This window comes from Picosynechococcus sp. NKBG15041c (assembly GCF_055380235.1).
Genome location: NZ_AP040363.1, coordinates 759332 through 776932 on the forward strand (window position 1 = coordinate 759332; position 17601 = coordinate 776932).

A 17601-nucleotide genomic window follows, 5' to 3' on the forward strand; every position below is an offset into this window, starting at 1 on the left:
GGTGAGTTTTACCTCACAAAGCTACGCACTTAACTCTATCTTCTAAAAACTAGAATTATGGCACGACAAAAAAAAGGCAGCCCCAAAAAGGTCAAAAAAAATATTCCCAACGGCGTTGCCCACATCCAATCAACTTTCAACAACACCATTGTGACAATTTCTGACACAAAAGGAGACTCTGTATCCTGGTCTTCTGCTGGTGCCAGTGGTTTCAAAGGCGCTAAAAAAGGGACTCCCTTTGCTGCCCAGACCGCAGCTGACAACGCTGCTCGTCGCGCAATGGAGCAGGGTATGCGTCAGATTGAAGTAATGGTCAGCGGCCCTGGTGCTGGGCGCGAAACAGCAATTCGTGCTTTGCAAGCCGCTGGTTTAGAAATTACTCTAATCCGTGATGTTACTCCAATCCCCCACAACGGTTGTCGTCCGCCCAAGCGCAGACGGGTCTAAACATCCTTGACTTGCCTTGGGTAAGTTTCGGGTGAAATCAATCTTGTCTGAAGGCTTGGTGCCTGGCTCAGATCGCGAAAAATGGGAGATCAGAAAAAGCGTGACACAGTTTCAAATCGAGTGTGTAGAAAGTAAAACACACAAAAATCAAAGCCAGTATGGCAAGTTTGTCTTCGAGCCTCTTGACCGAGGTCAGGGAACTACCCTAGGGAACTCCCTTAGACGAATCTTGTTATCTAATTTAGAAGGAACCGCTGTAACGGCCCTAAGAATTGGTGGTGTAAACCATGAGTTTGCCACGATTCCCGGTGTGCGGGAGGATGCCCTTGAAATTATCCTTAATATGAAGGAAATCATTCTTAAGAGCTACACTCACCAGCCCCAGATTGGTCGTTTGGTTGCGAGTGGCCCTGGTCAGGTAACTGCGGCTCAGTTTGATCTGCCATCAGAGGTAGAAGTTGTAGATCCGAGCCAGTATATTGCGACCCTCGCCGATGGTGCGAAGCTCGAAATGGAGTTTCGGATCGAAAAAGGGAAAAGCTACCGAGCGATTCAACGCAATCGTGATGAGTCTACTGCTCTGGACTTCTTGCAGATCGACGCGGTGTTTATGCCTGTTACTAAGGTAAATTACACTGTCGAAAGCATCCATAGTGAAGGAGATGCGGTCCGCGATCGCCTGATCCTTGAAATTTGGACTGACGGCAGTATGAAGCCCGAAGAAGCTCTGTCTCAAGCAGCGGCAATCGCCGTTGAGCTGTTCAATCCCCTCAAAGATCTCACCCTCGAAGCTATTCAGGATGAATACCAAGAGGACGAAGACCCCACCAGCCAAATTCCCATCGAAGAATTGCAGCTGTCTGTGCGGGCCTATAACTGTCTCAAGCGGGCACAAATTAATTCCGTTGCTGATCTCCTCGACTACAGTCAAGAAGATTTGCTCGAAATCAAGAATTTCGGCCAAAAATCAGCAGAAGAAGTCATCGATGCCCTCAAAACTCGATTAGGCATTACTTTACCGGAAGAAAAAACAGCGAAATAACTTTCCTGTTATCCAATTTTTTTCATTTAGTTCACTGTTTATATCCTAGGGAGGAATAAAAAATGCGTCATGGTTGTCGCGTTCCCGAATTGGGGAGACCGGCGGATCAACGGAAGGCCCTTCTGCGTGCCCTTACCACCCAGCTTATCCGCCATGGTCAAGTTAAAACCACAAAGGCCCGAGCCAAAGCCGTCCGCTCTGAAGTTGATCGGATGATCACCCTGGCAAAAGATGGTTCCCTGGCTGCTCGTCGCCGGGCTTTGGGTTATCTCTACGACAAAGACTTGGTTCATGCATTGTTCGCTCAAGCACAAGAGCGCTATGGCGATCGCCAAGGGGGTTATAGCCGCGTCGTACGAACCATACGTCGCCGGGGTGATAACGCAGAAATGGCCATTATCGAATTAGTTTAATTCGACTAATCACGCCAGCCTACTGTCCATGCCAGAGTCCCTCGCCAGCCCCAAAAAACGCATCGCGTTAGTTGTTCAATACATTGGCACTCACTTTTGTGGTTGGCAGCGACAAACCGCCGAAAGAACAGTCCAAGCCGTCCTTGAAGAAACCATTTCCCGGGTGGTCGGTCAAAAAATCACCATTCATGGTGCTGGTCGTACCGATAGCGGTGTCCATGCCGCCGGACAATTCGCCCACTTTGAATGTGACAGTTTAATCCCTGGATATAAATGGGCCAAAATCCTGAATGATCGCCTGCCTCCCGATATCAATATCCGTGGTGCTTGCGAAGTCCCCCAGGATTGGCATGCGCAGTTTTCTGCCCTGTGGCGACGATATCGCTACACCATTTACACCCACCCAACCCCCAATCTGTTTATTCAGCCCTACACTTGGCATTATTATCAGGCCCCCCTCGATGAAACCCTCATCCAGGCAGCCCTGACACCCTTGTTGGGTGAACACCACCTTGCTGCATTTCAACGGACTGGTTCCAAACGAACCCATGCTTGGGTCAACGTACAAGCAGCAGAGTGTTTTCGCCGAGGCTCCTTCATTCACATAGAGATTCAAGCCAATGGTTTTTTGTATGGGATGGTCCGCTTACTCGTTGGGATGCTAGTGGACGTTGGACAAGGTAAACTTTCTTTAGCACAGTTCCAAGATATTTGGAAAAACGAGAGACGACACCTTGTAAAATATTCGGCCCCAGCAAAAGGCTTATGTTTACTTAGGGTTGGTTATCCTGAGCCTTTGTTTCCCCCCCATATTTGGTTTGACACCCAGCCAACTTTTCTACTAACTCATTAGTTGAATTCTTTATGCTTATCTAAGCGAAACTTCTATGATTAAGACACCTTTACCAACACAAGAAACCCTCAACCAGAAATGGTATGTGGTCGATGCTGCTGACCAACGCTTGGGTCGTTTGGCCACCGAAGTGGCAAAAGTCCTCCGGGGCAAAAATAAACCAGAATATACTCCCCACATTGATACTGGGGATTTCGTCATTATCGTGAATGCCGATAAGGTCGTTGTGACAGGCCGCAAGCCGGAACAAAAACTCTATCGTCGCCATTCTGGTCGTCCTGGTGGGATGAAGGTCGAAACCTTTAATCAGCTCCAAGATCGGATTCCCGAGCGCATTATTGAGAAAGCCGTGAAGGGGATGTTGCCGAAAAATGCTCTTGGCCGCCGTCTTTTCACAAAGCTCAAGGTCTATGCCAGCGCGGATCACCCCCATGGTGCCCAGCAACCTGAAGTACTCACCATCAATACCATTCCCGGAGGAGATAACTAATGAACGCAACTGCAACCCAAGACCGTGCTGTTTACTGGGGCACTGGTCGTCGTAAATCGTCTATTGCGCGGGTACGTCTTGTCCCTGGCTCTGGTAATGTCGTGGTCAACAACCGCTCCGGAGAAGACTATTTCAATCGGATTCCAGGTTATATTGTGGCCCTTAAGTCTCCCTTAGAAACCCTCGGTTTGGAAAGCGAGTATGACATCCTCGTCAATGCCCATGGTGGGGGATTGACAGGTCAAGCCGATGCGGTCAAGCTCGGTGTTGCTCGAGCGCTGTGCCAATTGGATCCTGATAACCGTCAGCCCTTGAAGATCGAAGGTTATCTAACTCGTGATCCCCGTTGTAAAGAACGGAAAAAGTATGGTTTACACAAGGCGCGCAAAGCCCCCCAGTTCTCCAAGCGTTAATTTTCTTGGTGGGCGATCGCTATTTTTATGGTGGCGATCGCCCCGCTTATCTATCTTTTTAAACTAATCTGCTAGAGAGTAATTTCCATGCCTAAAGCTGATATTCACCCCGAATGGTATCCAGAAGCAAAGGTCATCTGTAACGGTGAAGTTGTGATGACCGTTGGCTCTACCCAACCTGAAATCAACGTCGACGTCTGGTCAGGTAACCACCCCTTTTATACTGGGACCCAAAAAATGATTGACACCGAAGGTCGTGTAGACCGCTTCCTTCGTAAGTACGGCATGCTAAGCAGCACCTCTGACGATCAGAAGTAACTGCTTTCTTGCGTTTTTTTGACCCGGCAGATTTCTGCTGGGTTACTCGTTTTTTAGGGATCACCCTTTTTTTGGCATTAACATTGGAATTATGGCTGAAGCATATTTACTCGACAAACTGAAATCCGTAGAAGAAACATTTCAGGAAATGACCCGCCGCTTAGGGGATCCAGACATTGCCACTAATCCCGACGAGCTCCAGCGGGTTGCCAAAATTCGTGCATCCCTAGAAGAAACAGTGCTTACCTACGAAGAATGGAAAGAAGCACAAACTCAGCTGCTGGAAGCCAAAGAAATTCTCAAAGAATCAGCCAGTGACCCAGAAATGCGCGACATGGCCGCCCTAGAGGTAGAGGAGCTCGTTGCGAAAATCGATGCCCTTGAGCTGCGCTTGAAATTACTATTGGTGCCTAAAGACCCCAATGATGAAAAAAATATCATGTTGGAAATCCGCGCAGGTACTGGAGGTGATGAAGCCAGTATTTGGGCGGGAGACTTATTACGAATGTATTCTCGCTATTCAGAATCACAAAATTGGCGAATTAAATTACTCAGTGAGTCGGCAGCGGATATGGGGGGTTTTAAATCGGTAATCCTTGAAATCCAAGGAGAACAAGTTTATAGCAAACTCAAATATGAGGCAGGCGTCCATCGGGTACAACGGGTTCCTCTGACTGAGGCAGGGGGCAGGGTGCATACCTCAACGGCAACGGTGGCGATCATGCCAGAGGTAGATGAGGTAGAAGTCCAGATTGATCCTAAAGATATTGAAATTACAACAGCCCGTTCCGGTGGTGCGGGGGGACAAAACGTCAACAAAGTAGAAACAGCGGTTGACCTAATCCACAAGCCCACAGGAATCCGTGTCTTTTGTACAGAAGAGCGATCGCAGTTAAAAAACCGTGAGCGGGCGATGCAGATTTTGCGCGCGAAATTATATGAAATTCAGCTGCAAGAGCGAAATGAAGCGATTAGTTCCATGCGGAAATCTCAGGTGGGGACAGGCTCGCGCTCTGAAAAAATTCGCACTTATAATTACAAGGATAATCGCGTAACAGATCACCGCCTTGGGGAAAACTTTTCCTTAGCGCCTGCCCTTGAGGGTAATATTGACGATATCATTCAATCTTGTATTTCCCAAGACCAACAAGCTCAACTTGAGCAACTCGCCGCGGAAGGCTAAATCTGCCGAAAAAAGGAAGGGCGATCGCCCTTCCTTTTTTAATGCTCGTATCTACTGTAGAGCTACCCACAAAGTGCTCCTTCTGGTACGAATTGCGCCCCTGCTTCCCCAGTGCCACCCCTGGGGGGAGTACCCAAGATAAAAGATCTTCTCTCCTGAGAGGAACGCCGGAAGCAGAAAAAGAATTAAGAAGGTTGAATTTCACTACAGACTTGGTAAAAATCTGTTTCTGGTGGTTCCGCAAACAGAGGATTCATTTCTGCCATAATTTGCTGGCCAAGCTCCGTTTGATTTTTATCCATATCCTCAATATTGTCCCAAAGGATCATCGCAATGCCTTGGTCACTGTCTGGATCCATTTTTTGCAGCAAAAAAGCACCTCGAAATCCATCCGAATAACCAGACACTACTTTTTCGTAGAGAGTTTGGGCCTGGGTAAAACGTCCCGGTTTAAATTTTCCAATCGCCACATAAGCGACTTTATGTCTTAGGCAGTCATTTAGTCCTTGCATCATCGAAATTTTCCATCCTTAAAAACCAAGTTTTCCGGAGGCCACTCCATGTAGCTCCCGTAATCTCACTGTAGCGGGGGAAGTTCAGTTCCTGATGATTTTGCGAGGTTTCTTAACTGCCCCTTGATTGTTGAATCTTTTGTCCGCTACGGAAGCAGAGACAAGGGCAATGGGTCACCCATAGTAGCAACCTTGAAATTAACCTGCCATTAATCTGACATCAAAGCCCTATTAATCATCCTTTGCTTAACTGGGAATGCACTAACACCTAAATCAACAAGTATCCAACTTTACTAATCTTGAAAGTTGTTCACTTGCGGTGCTATACTGCCAAGCGATGTTTTGCTAATAATTTGCAGCAACGTCTATGCTTGCACAGAGCATGATTGCCCAAATTCAGAAACAAACTTATATCTCAGGTGTGAGGTTCATTCGAAAATTATGTCTAAAGCAATGAGAAATCTTCTCAGTGGTGCAACCGTTGCTCTCGGTGCAACTGTTGCTTTTTCTGGCGCAGCGATCGCCGAAGAAAACCAAGCCGTCCTCGACCAGATCAGTCAATACAGCACTGATAACTCCGTTGCTCAGGTCAACAGCGTTTTCCAGCTCAGCGACGTTTCCCCTTCCGATTGGGCTTTTGACGCGCTCCGCAACTTGGTTGAAAACTACAACTGTATCGTTGGTTATCCTGATGGTACTTTCCGTGGCACTCGCCCCCTCAGCCGTTATGAGTTCGCCGCAGGTCTGAATGCTTGTTTGCAGCAGATCGAACGGATGCTCGAAGGTGGCGGTGAAGTAACCCAAGAAGATCTCGCAGCCCTCCGTCGTCTGCTCAACGAATTTGAAGCAGAACTAGCTACCCTCGGCGCTCGTGTTGATGACCTTGATGGCCGTGTTGAGTTCCTTGAAGACAACCAGTTCTCCACCACCACCAAACTGAATGGGGAAGTTATCTTCAACCTTGGTGGCGCTTTTGGCGATAGCAGAGCTGATGGTCCTGGCCCAATCGATGATGAGTTCACATTCAGCAATCGTGTTCGTCTGAACCTAGACACTAGCTTCACTGGTCGCGATCGCCTCCGCACTCGTCTTGAAGCCGGCAATATCACTCGCTTAGACCGTGCAACTGGTGTAGATGCAGCCCGTCTCGGCTTTGACACTAACAACGGTAATGATGTTGAAATTGGGAAATTGTTCTACCGCTTCCCTGTAGGTGACAACATCACTGCCTATGTCGGTGCCGTTGGCCTAGGTCTTGATGACATATTTGATGTAACCAACCCATATTTTGAGAGCAGCGGTAATGGTGCCCTCTCTCGTTTCGGTCGTTTTAACCCCATCTACCGTGGCCCCGATGGTGCTGGTGCTGGTTTTAACTTCGATCTTGGTGAAAGAGTTACCTTCTCCGCAGCTTACCTTGCGGATGATGGTGGTGCTAGCAGCCCTGTCTCGAAGAATGGCCTGTTCAATGGCAACTACACTGCGGGTGCTCAGCTCGATTTTGCTCCCTCTGACAACATCATGCTGTCTGCCGTTTATACCCGTCGCTACCAACAGGGTGGCGATGTCAACCTGAGCGGTAGCACTGGTAGTGATTTTGCTGCAGATCCTTTTGGTTTTGCTGCTTCTTCCAATAACTTCGGCTTACAAGGTAGCTGGTTGATCGGTGAAAAATTCAACCTTGGTGGCTGGGTCGGCTACACCAATGCTGATCTCAAAGATCCTGTTGTCACCGGTAACGCTGATGTTTGGAACTGGGCTGTTAACGCCGCTCTACTTGATGTCGGCGGCGAAGGTAACACCCTGGGCTTCATCTTTGGTCAACCCCCCAAACTGACTGAAGCTGATATTGATTTTGGTGGTGGTCCGATTACCTTTGACGGCAGTGACAGCACCTATCTTGCTGAACTGCAATACCGTTACAAAGTCAACAACAACATCACCATTACCCCTGGTGCTTATGTTCTTTGGAACCCCAACCAAGATGATGCTAATGACACCATTGTTGTGGGGACTGTACGGACTACCTTCAGTTTCTAAAAAAACTGAATTTCAAGTCTGATTCTTTCACTTAAGGCAAATCTAAACTTAAGAAATTATTGTTTAAAGTGGGCCAAAATTTGGCTCACTTTTTTCTATTATCGGCGAGTCCATTGGGAAACTTGCGTTTATTTTGACTTTAGGTTGTATTGTCCATATACTAGTAAATTGTGAGTTTTTTGAAAAACCATGAACGCAGAAGCAATTATTCGCTCCATCGAAGCGGAACAGCTCAAGGGTGATCTGCCGATCATCCACGTGGGCGATACCGTTCGAGTCGGAGTTAAAATCAAAGAAGGGACAAAAGAGCGGGTTCAGCCCTATGAAGGCACCGTGATCGCGATGCGCAATGGTGGGATTAACGAAACCATCACCGTGCGTAAGATCTTCCAAGGAGTTGGCGTAGAGCGGGTCTTCCTGCTTCACTCTCCCTTGGTCGACAACATCAAGGTTATCCGTCGGGGTAGAGTCCGTCGGGCCAAGCTTTATTACTTGCGCGATCGCGTAGGTAAGGCAACCCGCATCAAACAGCGCTTCGATCGCCCGATTTAGGCCCACCGTAATGCATTTGATTCACCCAAAATGTTTTGCATAAAGCCGGCCACCTGTGCTAAGATTGCTAAGGCTTATTAAGCGTAAGCCCATGAGCGTCCTTAGTTCAGTTGGTAGAACGCAGGTCTCCAAAACCTGATGTCGGGGGTTCGAGTCCTCCAGGGCGCGTTTCAATATAGATTAAACTTTAGTTGAAGTATTGCAGTAGCTCTGGGAGGAGTTTCTGATTGTGGCCAAAACAAAGAAGATAGTCGACACTGAAGTCAACAAGCCAGAAGGTTTTGACGTTACAAAATACGCAAATGAAACAAAAGAAGAGCTTGCTAAAGTTGTCTGGCCATCTCGCCAGCAGCTTATTAGTGAGTCCGCCGCTGTTATTTTGATGGTGATCCTTGTTGCGACTATCGTTTACGTCGTAGACAACATTTTTGTTTTTGTTTCAGGCGCCGTGTTTTAACAGACTCTTTAACTTTTTATGGAACATTCAGAAGAATACACAGAAACGCAAACAGGGCCGAAGCCACGCTGGTATGCTGTCCAAGTTGCATCTGGGTGCGAAAAAAGAGTCAAAGCAAACCTCGAACAACGTATCCATACCCTTGATGTGGCGGATCGAATCTTCCAAGTGCAAATCCCCCAGACGCCAACGGTGAAAATCCGCAAAGATGGCAGTCGGCAACATGGCGAAGAAAAGGTTTTTCCGGGTTATGTTTTGATTCAGATGAACCTCGATGATGAAGCTTGGCAGGTTATCAAAAATACGCCCCATGTAATCAACTTTGTTGGTGCAGAACAGAAGCGTAGTTATGGCAGAGGCCGGGGACATGTTAAGCCCATGCCTCTCAATCGGTCTGAGGTAGAGCGTATCTTTAAACAGGCTCAGGTCGTCGAACCGACCGTTAAAGTCGATATGACTATCGGTGATAAAATCCTTGTCCTTTCGGGGCCCTTCAAAGATTTTGAAGGCGAAATCATCGAAGTCAGCCCTGAGCGCAGCAAACTGAAAGCTCTATTGTCGATCTTTGGTCGAGATACGCCAGTAGAACTTGAATTTAATCAAGTGGAAAAACAGAGCTAGCAATGGCAAAAAAAGTTGTTACGGTAATTAAATTGGCTTTGCCTGCGGGCAAAGCAAACCCTGCACCCCCTGTTGGTCCGGCCTTGGGTCAACATGGTGTGAATATCATGGCTTTCTGTAAGGAGTACAACGCCAAGACTTCTGACCAGGCAGGCATGATCATTCCTGTGGAAATTTCGGTCTATGAAGACCGGAGCTTCACTTTCATTCTCAAAACACCCCCTGCTTCCGTACTTATCCGCAAAGCAGCCGGTGTTGAAAGAGGTTCTGCCCAGCCGAATAAGCAAAAAGCAGGTTCGATTACCCGGGCCCAGCTCCAGGAAATTGCCCAAACCAAAATGCCTGATTTGAATGCGAACGATATCGAAGCAGCAATGAAAATTGTTGAAGGTACTGCGCGCAACATGGGTGTGACGGTTACAGACTAGTTTTTGGTTTGGACTGGAATTTAACAGTTAAGTTTTTGATCTTTATGTTTGGGGAGAGGCGCGTGTCTCGCTAGGAACCCAAGGAGTAAATATGGCAAAAAAATTATCTCGTCGGCTGCGCGAGGCTCTTGAAAAAGTTGAAGACAGAGCCTATGAGCCTCTAGAGGCGTTAAAGCTTCTCAAAGAAACGGCTACTGCAAAATTTGATGAAACGGCAGAAGCACACATTCGTTTGGGCATTGACCCGAAATATACCGATCAGCAGTTACGGACTACGGTTGGTTTTCCGAAAGGGACGGGCCAGTCTGTCCGGGTAGCGGTCATCACCAGTGGTGAACAGGTGAAAGTTGCACAGGAATCTGGCGCTGATTTGGTTGGTTCTGAAGAGCTGATCGAGGATATTCAAAAGGGCATGATGGATTTTGAGGTCCTGATTGCTACCCCTGATATGATGCCGAAGATTGCCCGCCTAGGTCGTCAACTTGGCCCCCGTGGTCTGATGCCTTCGCCCAAAGGTGGTACGGTAACCACTGATGTGGCTGCGGCGATCGCCGAGTTTAAAGCTGGGAAACAGGAGTTCCGGGCTGACCGCGCTGGGATTGTCCACGTACTTTTTGGAAAATCCTCTTTCGCGGCGGAAGATCTTCTGGTAAACTTGAAGGCTCTTCAAGAAACCATCGACCGGAACCGTCCCTCTGGTGCCAAGGGTCGTTACTGGCGGAGTATTTATGTCTCTGCTTCCATGGGACCTTCAATCCAAGTGGACATTAATGCCCTCCGGGATCTTTCTATCGAAGAAAAAGCCTAAGCCTTCCTTAGGCCAGACAAAAAAATAGATTTGTACTTATGCCAGAGACAGCAGGGGCGATCGCTTAAACATCCTGCCGAGGTAACACGCTACAAGACCTAACAAGTTTTTCCAAATTTTATTGGAAAGAAAGCGTGACCCTGGCATTCCCGCTGGGGTCTATTTTTTGTCCCTACTAATAACCTTTCCCCAAAAAGGAGGTGAGAACAGAATGGGAAAATCGCTAGCCGAAAAGCAAGAGCTGGTCGCTGAGATCAAAGATTTGCTGAAGGATGCACAACTGACTTTTGTGATTGATTACAAAGGACTGACCGTTTCAGAGATCACCGATCTCCGAAACCGCCTTCGTCCCGCTGGGGCATATTGCAAAATTGCGAAAAATACGCTGATGCATATTGCCGTTGACGGTGACGAAACATGGCAGCCGGTGCAATCTTTCTTGAAAGATTCGTCTGCGTTTTTAATCGCGGGTGAAGATGTTGCCTCCGCCGTTAAAGCTTATAAAGAATTCCGCAAAGCAACGAAGAAAACAGAACTTCGTGGCGGCGTTATGGAAGGACAAGCCTTAACCAGCGACCAGATCGAAGCCCTGGGTGATTTGCCGACCAAAGACCAACTCTATGGTCAAATTGCCGGTGCAATCAACGCGGTTACTGCCAAAATCGCCATCGGCATCAACGAAGTGCCTGGTTCTTTGGCCAGATCCATCAAGGCTGTTTCCGAAAAAGAAGCAGCTTAAGTTTGAGCGTCGCATGATGATAACTTTGACTGCGGCCTGACTATTTTCGTTGTTCTAAACGTAAATTTTATTCACTAAGGAGATAGATTAAATGTCTGCTAATACTGACGAAATCTTGGAGAAGCTAAAATCTCTGACCCTACTCGAAGCTGCTGACCTTGTTAAGCAAATTGAAGAAGCTTTTGGTGTAAGTGCCGCTGCTCCCGTTGGTGGCATGATGATGGCTGCTCCTGCTGCCGCTGCTGCTGAGGAAGCTGAAGAGAAAACTGAATTTGACGTTATTCTCGAAGAAGTTCCTGCTGACAAGAAAATTGCTGTTCTTAAGGTTGTTCGTGGCATCACCGGCCTCGGTCTGAAAGAAGCTAAAGAAATGGTTGAATCTGCGCCCAAGCCCATCAAAGAAGGCACTGGCAAAGAAGATGCTGAAGCTGTTAAGAAGCAACTCGAAGAAGCTGGTGCAAAAGCAAGCGTCAAGTAACTTTCTTCAGTTGGCTGATGGCTAACTAAACTAAATTTTTTTTAATTTTATTGGCGAACAGAGTTTTCTGTTCGCTTCTTTTTTTAAGCGCAATTGTTGCAGTAAAAATCCCCTATACCACTAGGGGCAAGGGGATTAGTTCTCTAATGACTTGTTCTGTTCTACAAGGGCAAAATTAAAGTTTGGGTTGTTGTTTATGCCATTCGGTTGCTTGTTCGTAGGCATAAGCTGCCTGGAGTAGGAGATCTTCTCTAAGTACATTGCCAATAAGTTGCATCCCGATGGGTAGCCCTTGGGTATCAAAACCACAAGGCAGGCTCAAGGCCGGCAGGCCAGCGAGATTAACGGGGATTGTCATCAGGTCAGATAGGTACATGCTGAGGGGATCATCTGTTTTTTCGCCAGCTTTAAAGGCAGTGCTGGGGGAAGTGGGGCAGATAAGGAGGTCAACTTTTGCAAAGGCATTGTCAAAATCTTCTTTGATTAAAGTTCGCACCTTTTGAGCTTTGAGGTAATAGGCATCGTAATAGCCGGCGGAGAGGGTATAAGTCCCTAGCATGATCCGCCGTTTTACCTCAGGACCAAAGCCTGCTGCCCGGGTTTGGGTATACATATCCACCAGGTTATTGGCAGAATCACTACGGCGCCCGTATTTCACTGCATCGTAGCGGGCGAGGTTTGCCGAGGCTTCGGAGGGAGCAATGATGTAGTAGGCGGGCAGGCCATAGCGGAATCGGGGACAGGAGATGGTTTCAATTTCAACGCCTAGGGCTTGAAATTGGGCGATCGCCTGTTGGACTGCCGCCGCCACTTCTGGCTCAAGACCTTCCCCAAAGGTTTCCTGGATAATGCCAATTTTTAGGGGTTTATCCTTAGGTAGGTCCGTCTGGAGCAGTTGGCTATACTGGGGAATTTCGACATCTAAGCTAGTGGAATCTTTCGGATCATAGCCGGCGATCGCCTCCAACAAAATTGCCGTATCCTCTACGGTGCGGGCAAAGGGGCCAATCTGATCTAGCGAAGAAGCATAGGCCACCAGACCAAAGCGAGAAACAAGGCCATAGGTTGGCTTCAAACCCACAACACCGCACAAAGAGGCTGGCTGACGAATAGAGCCCCCCGTATCCGAACCCAGGGCGATCGGCGCTTCCCCTGCCGCCACTGCTGCCGCCGATCCCCCAGAAGAGCCCCCTGGAACCCTGGTCACATCCCAGGGATTGCCTGTTACTTGGTAGCCAGAATTTTCTGTAGAGCTACCCATGGCGAACTCATCAAGATTTGTTTTACCGACCATAATCGCCCCTGCTTCCCGGAGCTTCTGGGTTACCGTCGATTCGTAGGTGGGCACAAAACCTTCAAGAATCCGTGATGCACAGGTGGTCTGAATGCCTTTGGTACAGAGATTGTCTTTAATTGCGATTGGAATTCCTTCCAGGAGGCCAATGGTTTCCCCCCGCGCAATTTTTTCATCCACCTGCGCCGCTTGGGTTAGAGCCTGATCTTTAGTCAATGTCAAAAAGGCCTTAACCTTAGGTTCCACCGCTTCGATATGGGCAAAGGTTGCCGTCAAAATTTCAACAGCAGAACGTTCCTTTGTGATGAGTTGTTGGTGTAGCGTGCGGATGGCTGACATGCTTTATATATTCTCTGAAATACCCCAATCAGTTTATCTACTTGCCTTCCTCCCTGACAATCACCCCCCAAAATAATTTTCAGGCGATCGCCCCGGAAGGGAACCCCCATCCGATACAATAAATTCCAGCTTATGTTAATTTAATAAATCTGTTTTTAGTCAGCACAACAAAATGCTAAATTTATGAGCGCTCATATTCTTAAACAAAATGTGAGAATCGCTCCGGTAGACTTTTTAGGAATCATCAATGAACCAGGAAATTTTCGACAAAATTAAAAACATCATCGTTGATCAGCTAGATGTCGATGCTGACGCCGTAACCGCCGACTCAAATTTTATCAGTGACCTTGACGCTGATTCCCTTGATACAGTTGAGCTGGTCATGGCTTTTGAAGAAGAGTTCGATATCGATATTCCCGATGATGTCGCTGAAAAAATCACTACGGTGGGAGAAGCAGTTAACATCATTGCTGAGAAAACGGGTCAAAATTAATTCTTTCGATCTCACCAACTGAACCGTGACCTTTAGAGCTGCGAACTTTTTACAGTTATCGCGGCTTTCTCGCTAGTTTTTACAATCATTGCTTCCCCCGGACGCCCAACCTTTTTCCCCCACTGCAAAAACACTTACATCAGCCATGGCAAACTCATCCCCGTATCGCGTTGTAATCACCGGTTTAGGTGCGATCACCCCGATTGGCAATACCCTACAAGAGTATTGGGAAGGACTCATGACCGGTCGCAATGGGATTGATGTTGTGACCGCCTTTGATGCTTCTCAGCACACTTGTCGCATTGCTGGTGAAGTCAAAGGCTTTGATCCGCTGGATTTTATTCCCAAAAAAGAAGCCAAACGGATGGATCGATTTTCCCAATTTGCCGTGGCTGCCAGCAAGCAGGCCCTGGCTGATGCGGGATTAGAAATCAATCCAGAAAATGCGCCAGATATCGGTGTGATAATTGGGACAGGGGTCGGTGGCATCAAGGTCATGGAAGACCAGCAGGAAATTTATTTAGAAAAAGGCCCAAGCCGTTGTAGCCCCTTTATGATCCCCATGATGATCGCCAATATGGCGGCGGGTTTGACGGCGATCCACACCGGTGCCCAGGGACCAAATAGCTGTACGGTGACGGCCTGTGCTGCTGGTTCTAATGCTGTCGGAGAGGCATTTCGGCTCGTGCAACAGGGCTATGCTAAAGCCATGATCTCCGGTGGTACAGAAGCAGCGATTACCCCCCTAAGTTTTGCTGGGTTTGCCTCAGCTCGGGCCCTTTCGACTCGCAATGACGATCCCAAGCATGCCTGTCGTCCCTTCGATCAAGACCGGGATGGTTTTGTAATGGGTGAAGGAGCGGGTATTTTGATCCTCGAAGAATTAGAACATGCCTTAGCCCGAGGCGCGAAGATCTACGGCGAAATCGTCGGCTATGGCATGACCTGTGATGCCTACCACATGACAGCGCCGACCCCCGATGGGGCTGGAGCGACCCGGGCAATCGAACTAGCCCTCAAGGATGCGGGTCTAGCGCCCAATCAGGTGAGCTATGTCAATGCCCACGGCACCAGTACCCCAGCCAATGACATTACCGAAACCAAGGCGATCAAAAAAGCCCTCGGTGATCAGGCTTACAAAATTCTCGTTAGCTCGACCAAATCGATGACAGGTCATCTCCTGGGTGGTTCCGGTGGCATCGAAGCGGTGGCTACGGTGATGGCGATCGCCAACGACCGCGTCCCCCCAACAATTAATCTGGAAAACCCCCAGGAAGGTTGTGATTTGGACTATGTGGCCAATGAGAGCCGGGCGCATTTAGTTGAAGTTGCCCTGTCTAATTCTTTCGGTTTTGGCGGCCACAATGTCACCCTTGCCTTTCGGAAATATCGCCCCGAATAAATGTTAGCGATTTGACAGAATCATTCTTGCCCAGGGATCCTAACAGTGGGATGATGGGGGGGATTTTGAGGAGGACGGCTTGTTCTCCTAAGACCGTCTAATAACTCCCTATAGTTTTTCTTTATTTGTCGTTTACTGTCAGAAACTTTCACTATGACCGTTGCAACCCAATCCGTAGATCAACTCTGTATTAATGCGATTCGCTTTTTGGCGATCGATGGCGTCGAAAAGGCAAAGTCTGGTCACCCCGGTCTCCCGATGGGCGCGGCTCCCATGGCTTACACCCTCTGGGATAAGTTCATGCGCTTTAATCCCAAAAATCCCCACTGGGTTAACCGTGATCGCTTTGTGCTGTCGGCGGGTCATGGTTCCATGCTGCAATACGCCTTGATGTATTTGGCAGGCTATGACAGTGTTAGCCTCGATGATATTAAACAGTTCCGTCAGTGGAAGTCCAACACCCCTGGCCACCCCGAAAACTTCGTTACTCCCGGTGTCGAAGTTACCACTGGCCCCCTCGGTCAAGGGATTGCTAACGCTGTTGGCTTGGCTCTCGCTGAAGCGCACCTGGCTGCCCGTTTCAACAAACCCGATGCAACTTTGTTTGACCATTATACCTATGTGATCATGGGGGATGGCTGCAACATGGAAGGGATTTCTGGGGAAGCGGCTTCCATTGCTGGCCACTGGGGTCTTGGGAAGTTGATCGCCCTCTACGATGACAACCACATCTCCATTGATGGTTCCACTGATATCGCTTTCACCGAAGATGTGTGCAAGCGCTATGAGTCCTACGGTTGGCATGTGCTCCATGTGGAAGATGGCAACAATGACATCGAGGCGATCGCCAAAGCTATCGAAGCAGCAAAGGCAGTAACCGACAAACCTTCTCTAATTAAAATCACGACCACCATCGGTTATGGTTCCCCCAACAAAGCTGATACCGCTGGTGTTCACGGTGCAGCCCTGGGGACTGATGAAATTGAACTGACCCGCAAGGCCCTCGACTGGAACTATGGCCCCTTTGAAGTACCGGAAGAAGCCCTGAGCCACTTCCGCAAAGCTGTTGACCGTGGTGCCAGTGCCGAAGCGGAGTGGAACCAAGTTTGGGCCACCTACAAAACCAAATATGCCGCAGAAGCTACCGAATTAGAGCGGATGCTCTCCGGTAAGCCCCCCGCTAACTGGGCTGATGTTCTCCCCACCGCTACCCCCGCTGACAAGGGTCTTGCCACCCGGAAGCATTCTGAAATCACCCTCAATGCGATCGCCCCGGTACTGCCCGAGCTGATCGGTGGTTCGGCTGATTTGACCCACTCCAACCTGACGGAAATTCATGTTTCCGGCGATTTCCAAAAAGGCGCTTATGAAAACCGTAACGTCCACTTCGGTGTGCGGGAACATGCCATGGGTGCTATCTGTAACGGGATGGCTCTCCACGGCACTGGTCTGATTCCCTACGGCGCAACTTTCTTGGTGTTCTCCGACTACATGCGGAATTCCATTCGTCTGTCTGCCCTGTCTGAAACCCGGGTGATTTGGGTGATGACCCACGATTCCATCGCCCTTGGGGAAGATGGCCCGACCCACCAACCGATCGAGCATGTCGCTTCCCTGCGAGCAATGCCGAACCTCTATGTGTATCGTCCCGCCGATACCAATGAAACCTCTGGCGCTTACAAAGTGGCAGTAGAAAGTGCAAAAACGCCGACTCTCCTGGCCCTCACCCGCCAAGGTTTACCCAACCTCGAAGGCAGTTCGATCGCCAATGCAGAAAAGGGTGGTTATGTCCTCTCTGACAGCGAAGGCACTCCCGATATCATCTTGATCGGTACCGGCAGTGAAGTGCATCTCTGTGTAGAGGCGGCGAAGGAATTGCGCGCTGCTGGTAGAAAGGTCCGCGTCGTTTCTATGCCCTGTGTGGAGCGTTTTGAAGAACAAGATGCCGCTTACCAAGAATCCGTACTACCAAAATCTGTCACCAAGCGGGTGGCCGTTGAAGCCGGTCACACCATGTGCTGGTACAAGTACGTTGGCTTTGAAGGGGCCGTAATTGGGATCGACACTTATGGTGCCTCTGCCCCTGGTGACGTCGTCATGAAAGAATTCGGCTTCACCGTCGAGAACGTTGTTAACACTGCCAAGACAGTTTTGGGCTAAAGCCAAGTCTGGTTATTATCTGACGTAAATTGATTAGTTGATTAGAGGCAGAGTATAAATCTGCCTCTTTTTTTATTCCCAGGGCATCCATTACAGGTCATGCAATGAAACGGACAATT

21 protein-coding genes, 1 tRNA gene and 1 other annotated feature are annotated in these 17601 nt (G+C 48.6%); of the genes, 20 read left to right on the forward strand and 2 right to left on the reverse strand.

Translation table 11 applies throughout. From position 1 onward, the window contains the following. Positions 1-57: 57 nt before the first annotated feature. The 8 genes from rpsK (at position 58) to prfA (ending at position 5159) form a co-directional block, all read left to right on the forward strand. A complete protein-coding gene (gene rpsK / locus ACZ45B_RS03725) occupies positions 58-447 on the forward strand; it encodes a 30S ribosomal protein S11 (RefSeq protein WP_096416835.1) in 390 nt (129 codons plus the stop codon). Between the two features lie 100 nt (positions 448-547). Continuing rightward, on the forward strand, positions 548-1489 hold the full coding sequence (locus tag ACZ45B_RS03730) for a DNA-directed RNA polymerase subunit alpha (protein WP_024546072.1): 942 nt from the start codon (positions 548-550) through the stop codon (positions 1487-1489). A gap of 62 nt (positions 1490-1551) precedes the next feature. Then, entirely contained in the window at positions 1552-1902 is a 351-nt protein-coding gene (gene rplQ / locus ACZ45B_RS03735; protein WP_024546071.1) for a 50S ribosomal protein L17, read from the forward strand. Between the two features lie 28 nt (positions 1903-1930). After that, positions 1931-2755: a tRNA pseudouridine(38-40) synthase TruA gene (truA, locus tag ACZ45B_RS03740; RefSeq protein WP_024546070.1), complete on the forward strand. Its 825-nt coding sequence runs from the start codon at positions 1931-1933 to the stop codon at positions 2753-2755. 34 nt (positions 2756-2789) lie between these two features. Further along, positions 2790-3245 (forward strand): 50S ribosomal protein L13, encoded by a 456-nt coding sequence (gene rplM / locus ACZ45B_RS03745; RefSeq protein WP_024546069.1) that lies wholly within the window; start codon positions 2790-2792, stop codon positions 3243-3245. Then, positions 3245-3658: a 30S ribosomal protein S9 gene (gene rpsI, locus ACZ45B_RS03750; protein ID WP_024546068.1), complete on the forward strand. Its 414-nt coding sequence runs from the start codon at positions 3245-3247 to the stop codon at positions 3656-3658. Before rplM ends, rpsI begins: the two co-directional genes overlap by 1 nt. Before the next feature lie 87 nt (positions 3659-3745). Continuing rightward, positions 3746-3976: a 50S ribosomal protein L31 gene (gene rpmE, locus ACZ45B_RS03755; RefSeq protein ID WP_096416838.1), complete on the forward strand. Its 231-nt coding sequence runs from the start codon at positions 3746-3748 to the stop codon at positions 3974-3976. Positions 3977-4067: 91 nt separating this feature from the next. Continuing rightward, positions 4068-5159, forward strand: coding sequence for a peptide chain release factor 1 (gene prfA / locus ACZ45B_RS03760; protein ID WP_024546067.1), 1092 nt, complete (start codon positions 4068-4070; stop codon positions 5157-5159). 185 nt (positions 5160-5344) lie between these two features. On the opposite strand, the gene ACZ45B_RS03765 is transcribed toward prfA, so the two are convergent. Beyond that, positions 5345-5674 carry a hypothetical protein gene (locus ACZ45B_RS03765; protein ID WP_029681837.1) on the reverse strand — a complete coding sequence of 110 codons (330 nt, stop codon included), beginning with the start codon at positions 5672-5674 and terminating at the stop codon, positions 5345-5347. A gap of 438 nt (positions 5675-6112) precedes the next feature. Between ACZ45B_RS03765 and ACZ45B_RS03770 the strand changes: the two genes are divergently transcribed. The 9 genes from ACZ45B_RS03770 to rplL all read left to right on the forward strand — a co-directional run bounded on the left by ACZ45B_RS03770 (position 6113) and on the right by rplL (position 11794). Next, a complete protein-coding gene (locus tag ACZ45B_RS03770; RefSeq protein WP_024546065.1) occupies positions 6113-7711 on the forward strand; it encodes an iron uptake porin in 1599 nt (532 codons plus the stop codon). A 189-nt stretch (positions 7712-7900) separates the two neighbouring features. Continuing rightward, positions 7901-8263: a 50S ribosomal protein L19 gene (gene rplS, locus ACZ45B_RS03775; RefSeq protein WP_024546064.1), complete on the forward strand. Its 363-nt coding sequence runs from the start codon at positions 7901-7903 to the stop codon at positions 8261-8263. Positions 8264-8358: 95 nt separating this feature from the next. Further along, positions 8359-8431, forward strand: a tRNA-Trp gene (locus ACZ45B_RS03780). Between the two features lie 61 nt (positions 8432-8492). Further along, positions 8493-8720 carry a preprotein translocase subunit SecE gene (gene secE / locus ACZ45B_RS03785; protein WP_024546063.1) on the forward strand — a complete coding sequence of 76 codons (228 nt, stop codon included), beginning with the start codon at positions 8493-8495 and terminating at the stop codon, positions 8718-8720. 18 nt (positions 8721-8738) lie between these two features. Further along, positions 8739-9341 (forward strand): transcription termination/antitermination protein NusG, encoded by a 603-nt coding sequence (nusG, locus tag ACZ45B_RS03790; RefSeq protein WP_024546062.1) that lies wholly within the window; start codon positions 8739-8741, stop codon positions 9339-9341. A gap of 2 nt (positions 9342-9343) precedes the next feature. Continuing rightward, positions 9344-9769, forward strand: coding sequence for a 50S ribosomal protein L11 (gene rplK / locus ACZ45B_RS03795; RefSeq protein WP_024546061.1), 426 nt, complete (start codon positions 9344-9346; stop codon positions 9767-9769). Between the two features lie 91 nt (positions 9770-9860). Then, the gene (gene rplA / locus ACZ45B_RS03800; RefSeq protein WP_024546060.1) at positions 9861-10577 is read left to right on the forward strand and encodes a 50S ribosomal protein L1; all 717 of its coding nucleotides are present in this window, start codon (positions 9861-9863) and stop codon (positions 10575-10577) included. Between the two features lie 23 nt (positions 10578-10600). Beyond that, positions 10601-10753, forward strand: a sequence feature (ribosomal protein L10 leader region). Positions 10754-10788: 35 nt separating this feature from the next. Beyond that, positions 10789-11316 (forward strand): 50S ribosomal protein L10, encoded by a 528-nt coding sequence (rplJ, locus tag ACZ45B_RS03805; protein WP_024546059.1) that lies wholly within the window; start codon positions 10789-10791, stop codon positions 11314-11316. A gap of 91 nt (positions 11317-11407) precedes the next feature. Then, on the forward strand, positions 11408-11794 hold the full coding sequence (gene rplL, locus ACZ45B_RS03810; RefSeq protein WP_024546058.1) for a 50S ribosomal protein L7/L12: 387 nt from the start codon (positions 11408-11410) through the stop codon (positions 11792-11794). A gap of 175 nt (positions 11795-11969) precedes the next feature. Here rplL and gatA read toward each other — a convergent pair whose 3' ends face one another. Further along, on the reverse strand, positions 11970-13427 hold the full coding sequence (gene gatA / locus ACZ45B_RS03815) for an Asp-tRNA(Asn)/Glu-tRNA(Gln) amidotransferase subunit GatA (RefSeq protein WP_024546057.1): 1458 nt from the start codon (positions 13425-13427) through the stop codon (positions 11970-11972). A gap of 247 nt (positions 13428-13674) precedes the next feature. Here gatA and acpP point away from each other — a divergent pair, with 247 nt between their 5' ends. From acpP to tkt, 3 genes are all read left to right on the forward strand, one after another. Beyond that, positions 13675-13920 (forward strand): acyl carrier protein, encoded by a 246-nt coding sequence (gene acpP, locus ACZ45B_RS03820; protein WP_024546056.1) that lies wholly within the window; start codon positions 13675-13677, stop codon positions 13918-13920. A gap of 145 nt (positions 13921-14065) precedes the next feature. Then, positions 14066-15322 carry a beta-ketoacyl-ACP synthase II gene (fabF, locus tag ACZ45B_RS03825; RefSeq protein ID WP_024546055.1) on the forward strand — a complete coding sequence of 419 codons (1257 nt, stop codon included), beginning with the start codon at positions 14066-14068 and terminating at the stop codon, positions 15320-15322. Between the two features lie 153 nt (positions 15323-15475). After that, positions 15476-17482, forward strand: coding sequence for a transketolase (gene tkt, locus ACZ45B_RS03830; RefSeq protein ID WP_024546054.1), 2007 nt, complete (start codon positions 15476-15478; stop codon positions 17480-17482). Positions 17483-17601: the final 119 nt, after the last annotated feature.

Excerpts from the sequence above, each read along its gene's own strand:
- rplQ (WP_024546071.1), top strand. The coding sequence starts at position 1,552 with ATGCGTCATGGTTGTCGCGTTCCCGAATTGGGGAGACCGGCGGATCAA.
- rplS (WP_024546064.1), top strand. The coding sequence starts at position 7,901 with ATGAACGCAGAAGCAATTATTCGCTCCATCGAAGCGGAACAGCTCAAG.
- ACZ45B_RS03765 (WP_029681837.1), bottom strand. The coding sequence starts at position 5,674 with ATGATGCAAGGACTAAATGACTGCCTAAGACATAAAGTCGCTTATGTG.
- rplJ (WP_024546059.1), top strand. The coding sequence starts at position 10,789 with ATGGGAAAATCGCTAGCCGAAAAGCAAGAGCTGGTCGCTGAGATCAAA.
- tkt (WP_024546054.1), top strand. The coding sequence starts at position 15,476 with ATGACCGTTGCAACCCAATCCGTAGATCAACTCTGTATTAATGCGATT.
- acpP (WP_024546056.1), top strand. The coding sequence starts at position 13,675 with ATGAACCAGGAAATTTTCGACAAAATTAAAAACATCATCGTTGATCAG.
- rpmE (WP_096416838.1), top strand. The coding sequence starts at position 3,746 with ATGCCTAAAGCTGATATTCACCCCGAATGGTATCCAGAAGCAAAGGTC.
- fabF (WP_024546055.1), top strand. The coding sequence starts at position 14,066 with ATGGCAAACTCATCCCCGTATCGCGTTGTAATCACCGGTTTAGGTGCG.
- rplA (WP_024546060.1), top strand. The coding sequence starts at position 9,861 with ATGGCAAAAAAATTATCTCGTCGGCTGCGCGAGGCTCTTGAAAAAGTT.
- prfA (WP_024546067.1), top strand. The coding sequence starts at position 4,068 with ATGGCTGAAGCATATTTACTCGACAAACTGAAATCCGTAGAAGAAACA.
- gatA (WP_024546057.1), bottom strand. The coding sequence starts at position 13,427 with ATGTCAGCCATCCGCACGCTACACCAACAACTCATCACAAAGGAACGT.
- ACZ45B_RS03770 (WP_024546065.1), top strand. The coding sequence starts at position 6,113 with ATGTCTAAAGCAATGAGAAATCTTCTCAGTGGTGCAACCGTTGCTCTC.
- rplL (WP_024546058.1), top strand. The coding sequence starts at position 11,408 with ATGTCTGCTAATACTGACGAAATCTTGGAGAAGCTAAAATCTCTGACC.
- truA (WP_024546070.1), top strand. The coding sequence starts at position 1,931 with ATGCCAGAGTCCCTCGCCAGCCCCAAAAAACGCATCGCGTTAGTTGTT.
- rpsI (WP_024546068.1), top strand. The coding sequence starts at position 3,245 with ATGAACGCAACTGCAACCCAAGACCGTGCTGTTTACTGGGGCACTGGT.
- rplK (WP_024546061.1), top strand. The coding sequence starts at position 9,344 with ATGGCAAAAAAAGTTGTTACGGTAATTAAATTGGCTTTGCCTGCGGGC.
- nusG (WP_024546062.1), top strand. The coding sequence starts at position 8,739 with ATGGAACATTCAGAAGAATACACAGAAACGCAAACAGGGCCGAAGCCA.
- rplM (WP_024546069.1), top strand. The coding sequence starts at position 2,790 with ATGATTAAGACACCTTTACCAACACAAGAAACCCTCAACCAGAAATGG.
- rpsK (WP_096416835.1), top strand. The coding sequence starts at position 58 with ATGGCACGACAAAAAAAAGGCAGCCCCAAAAAGGTCAAAAAAAATATT.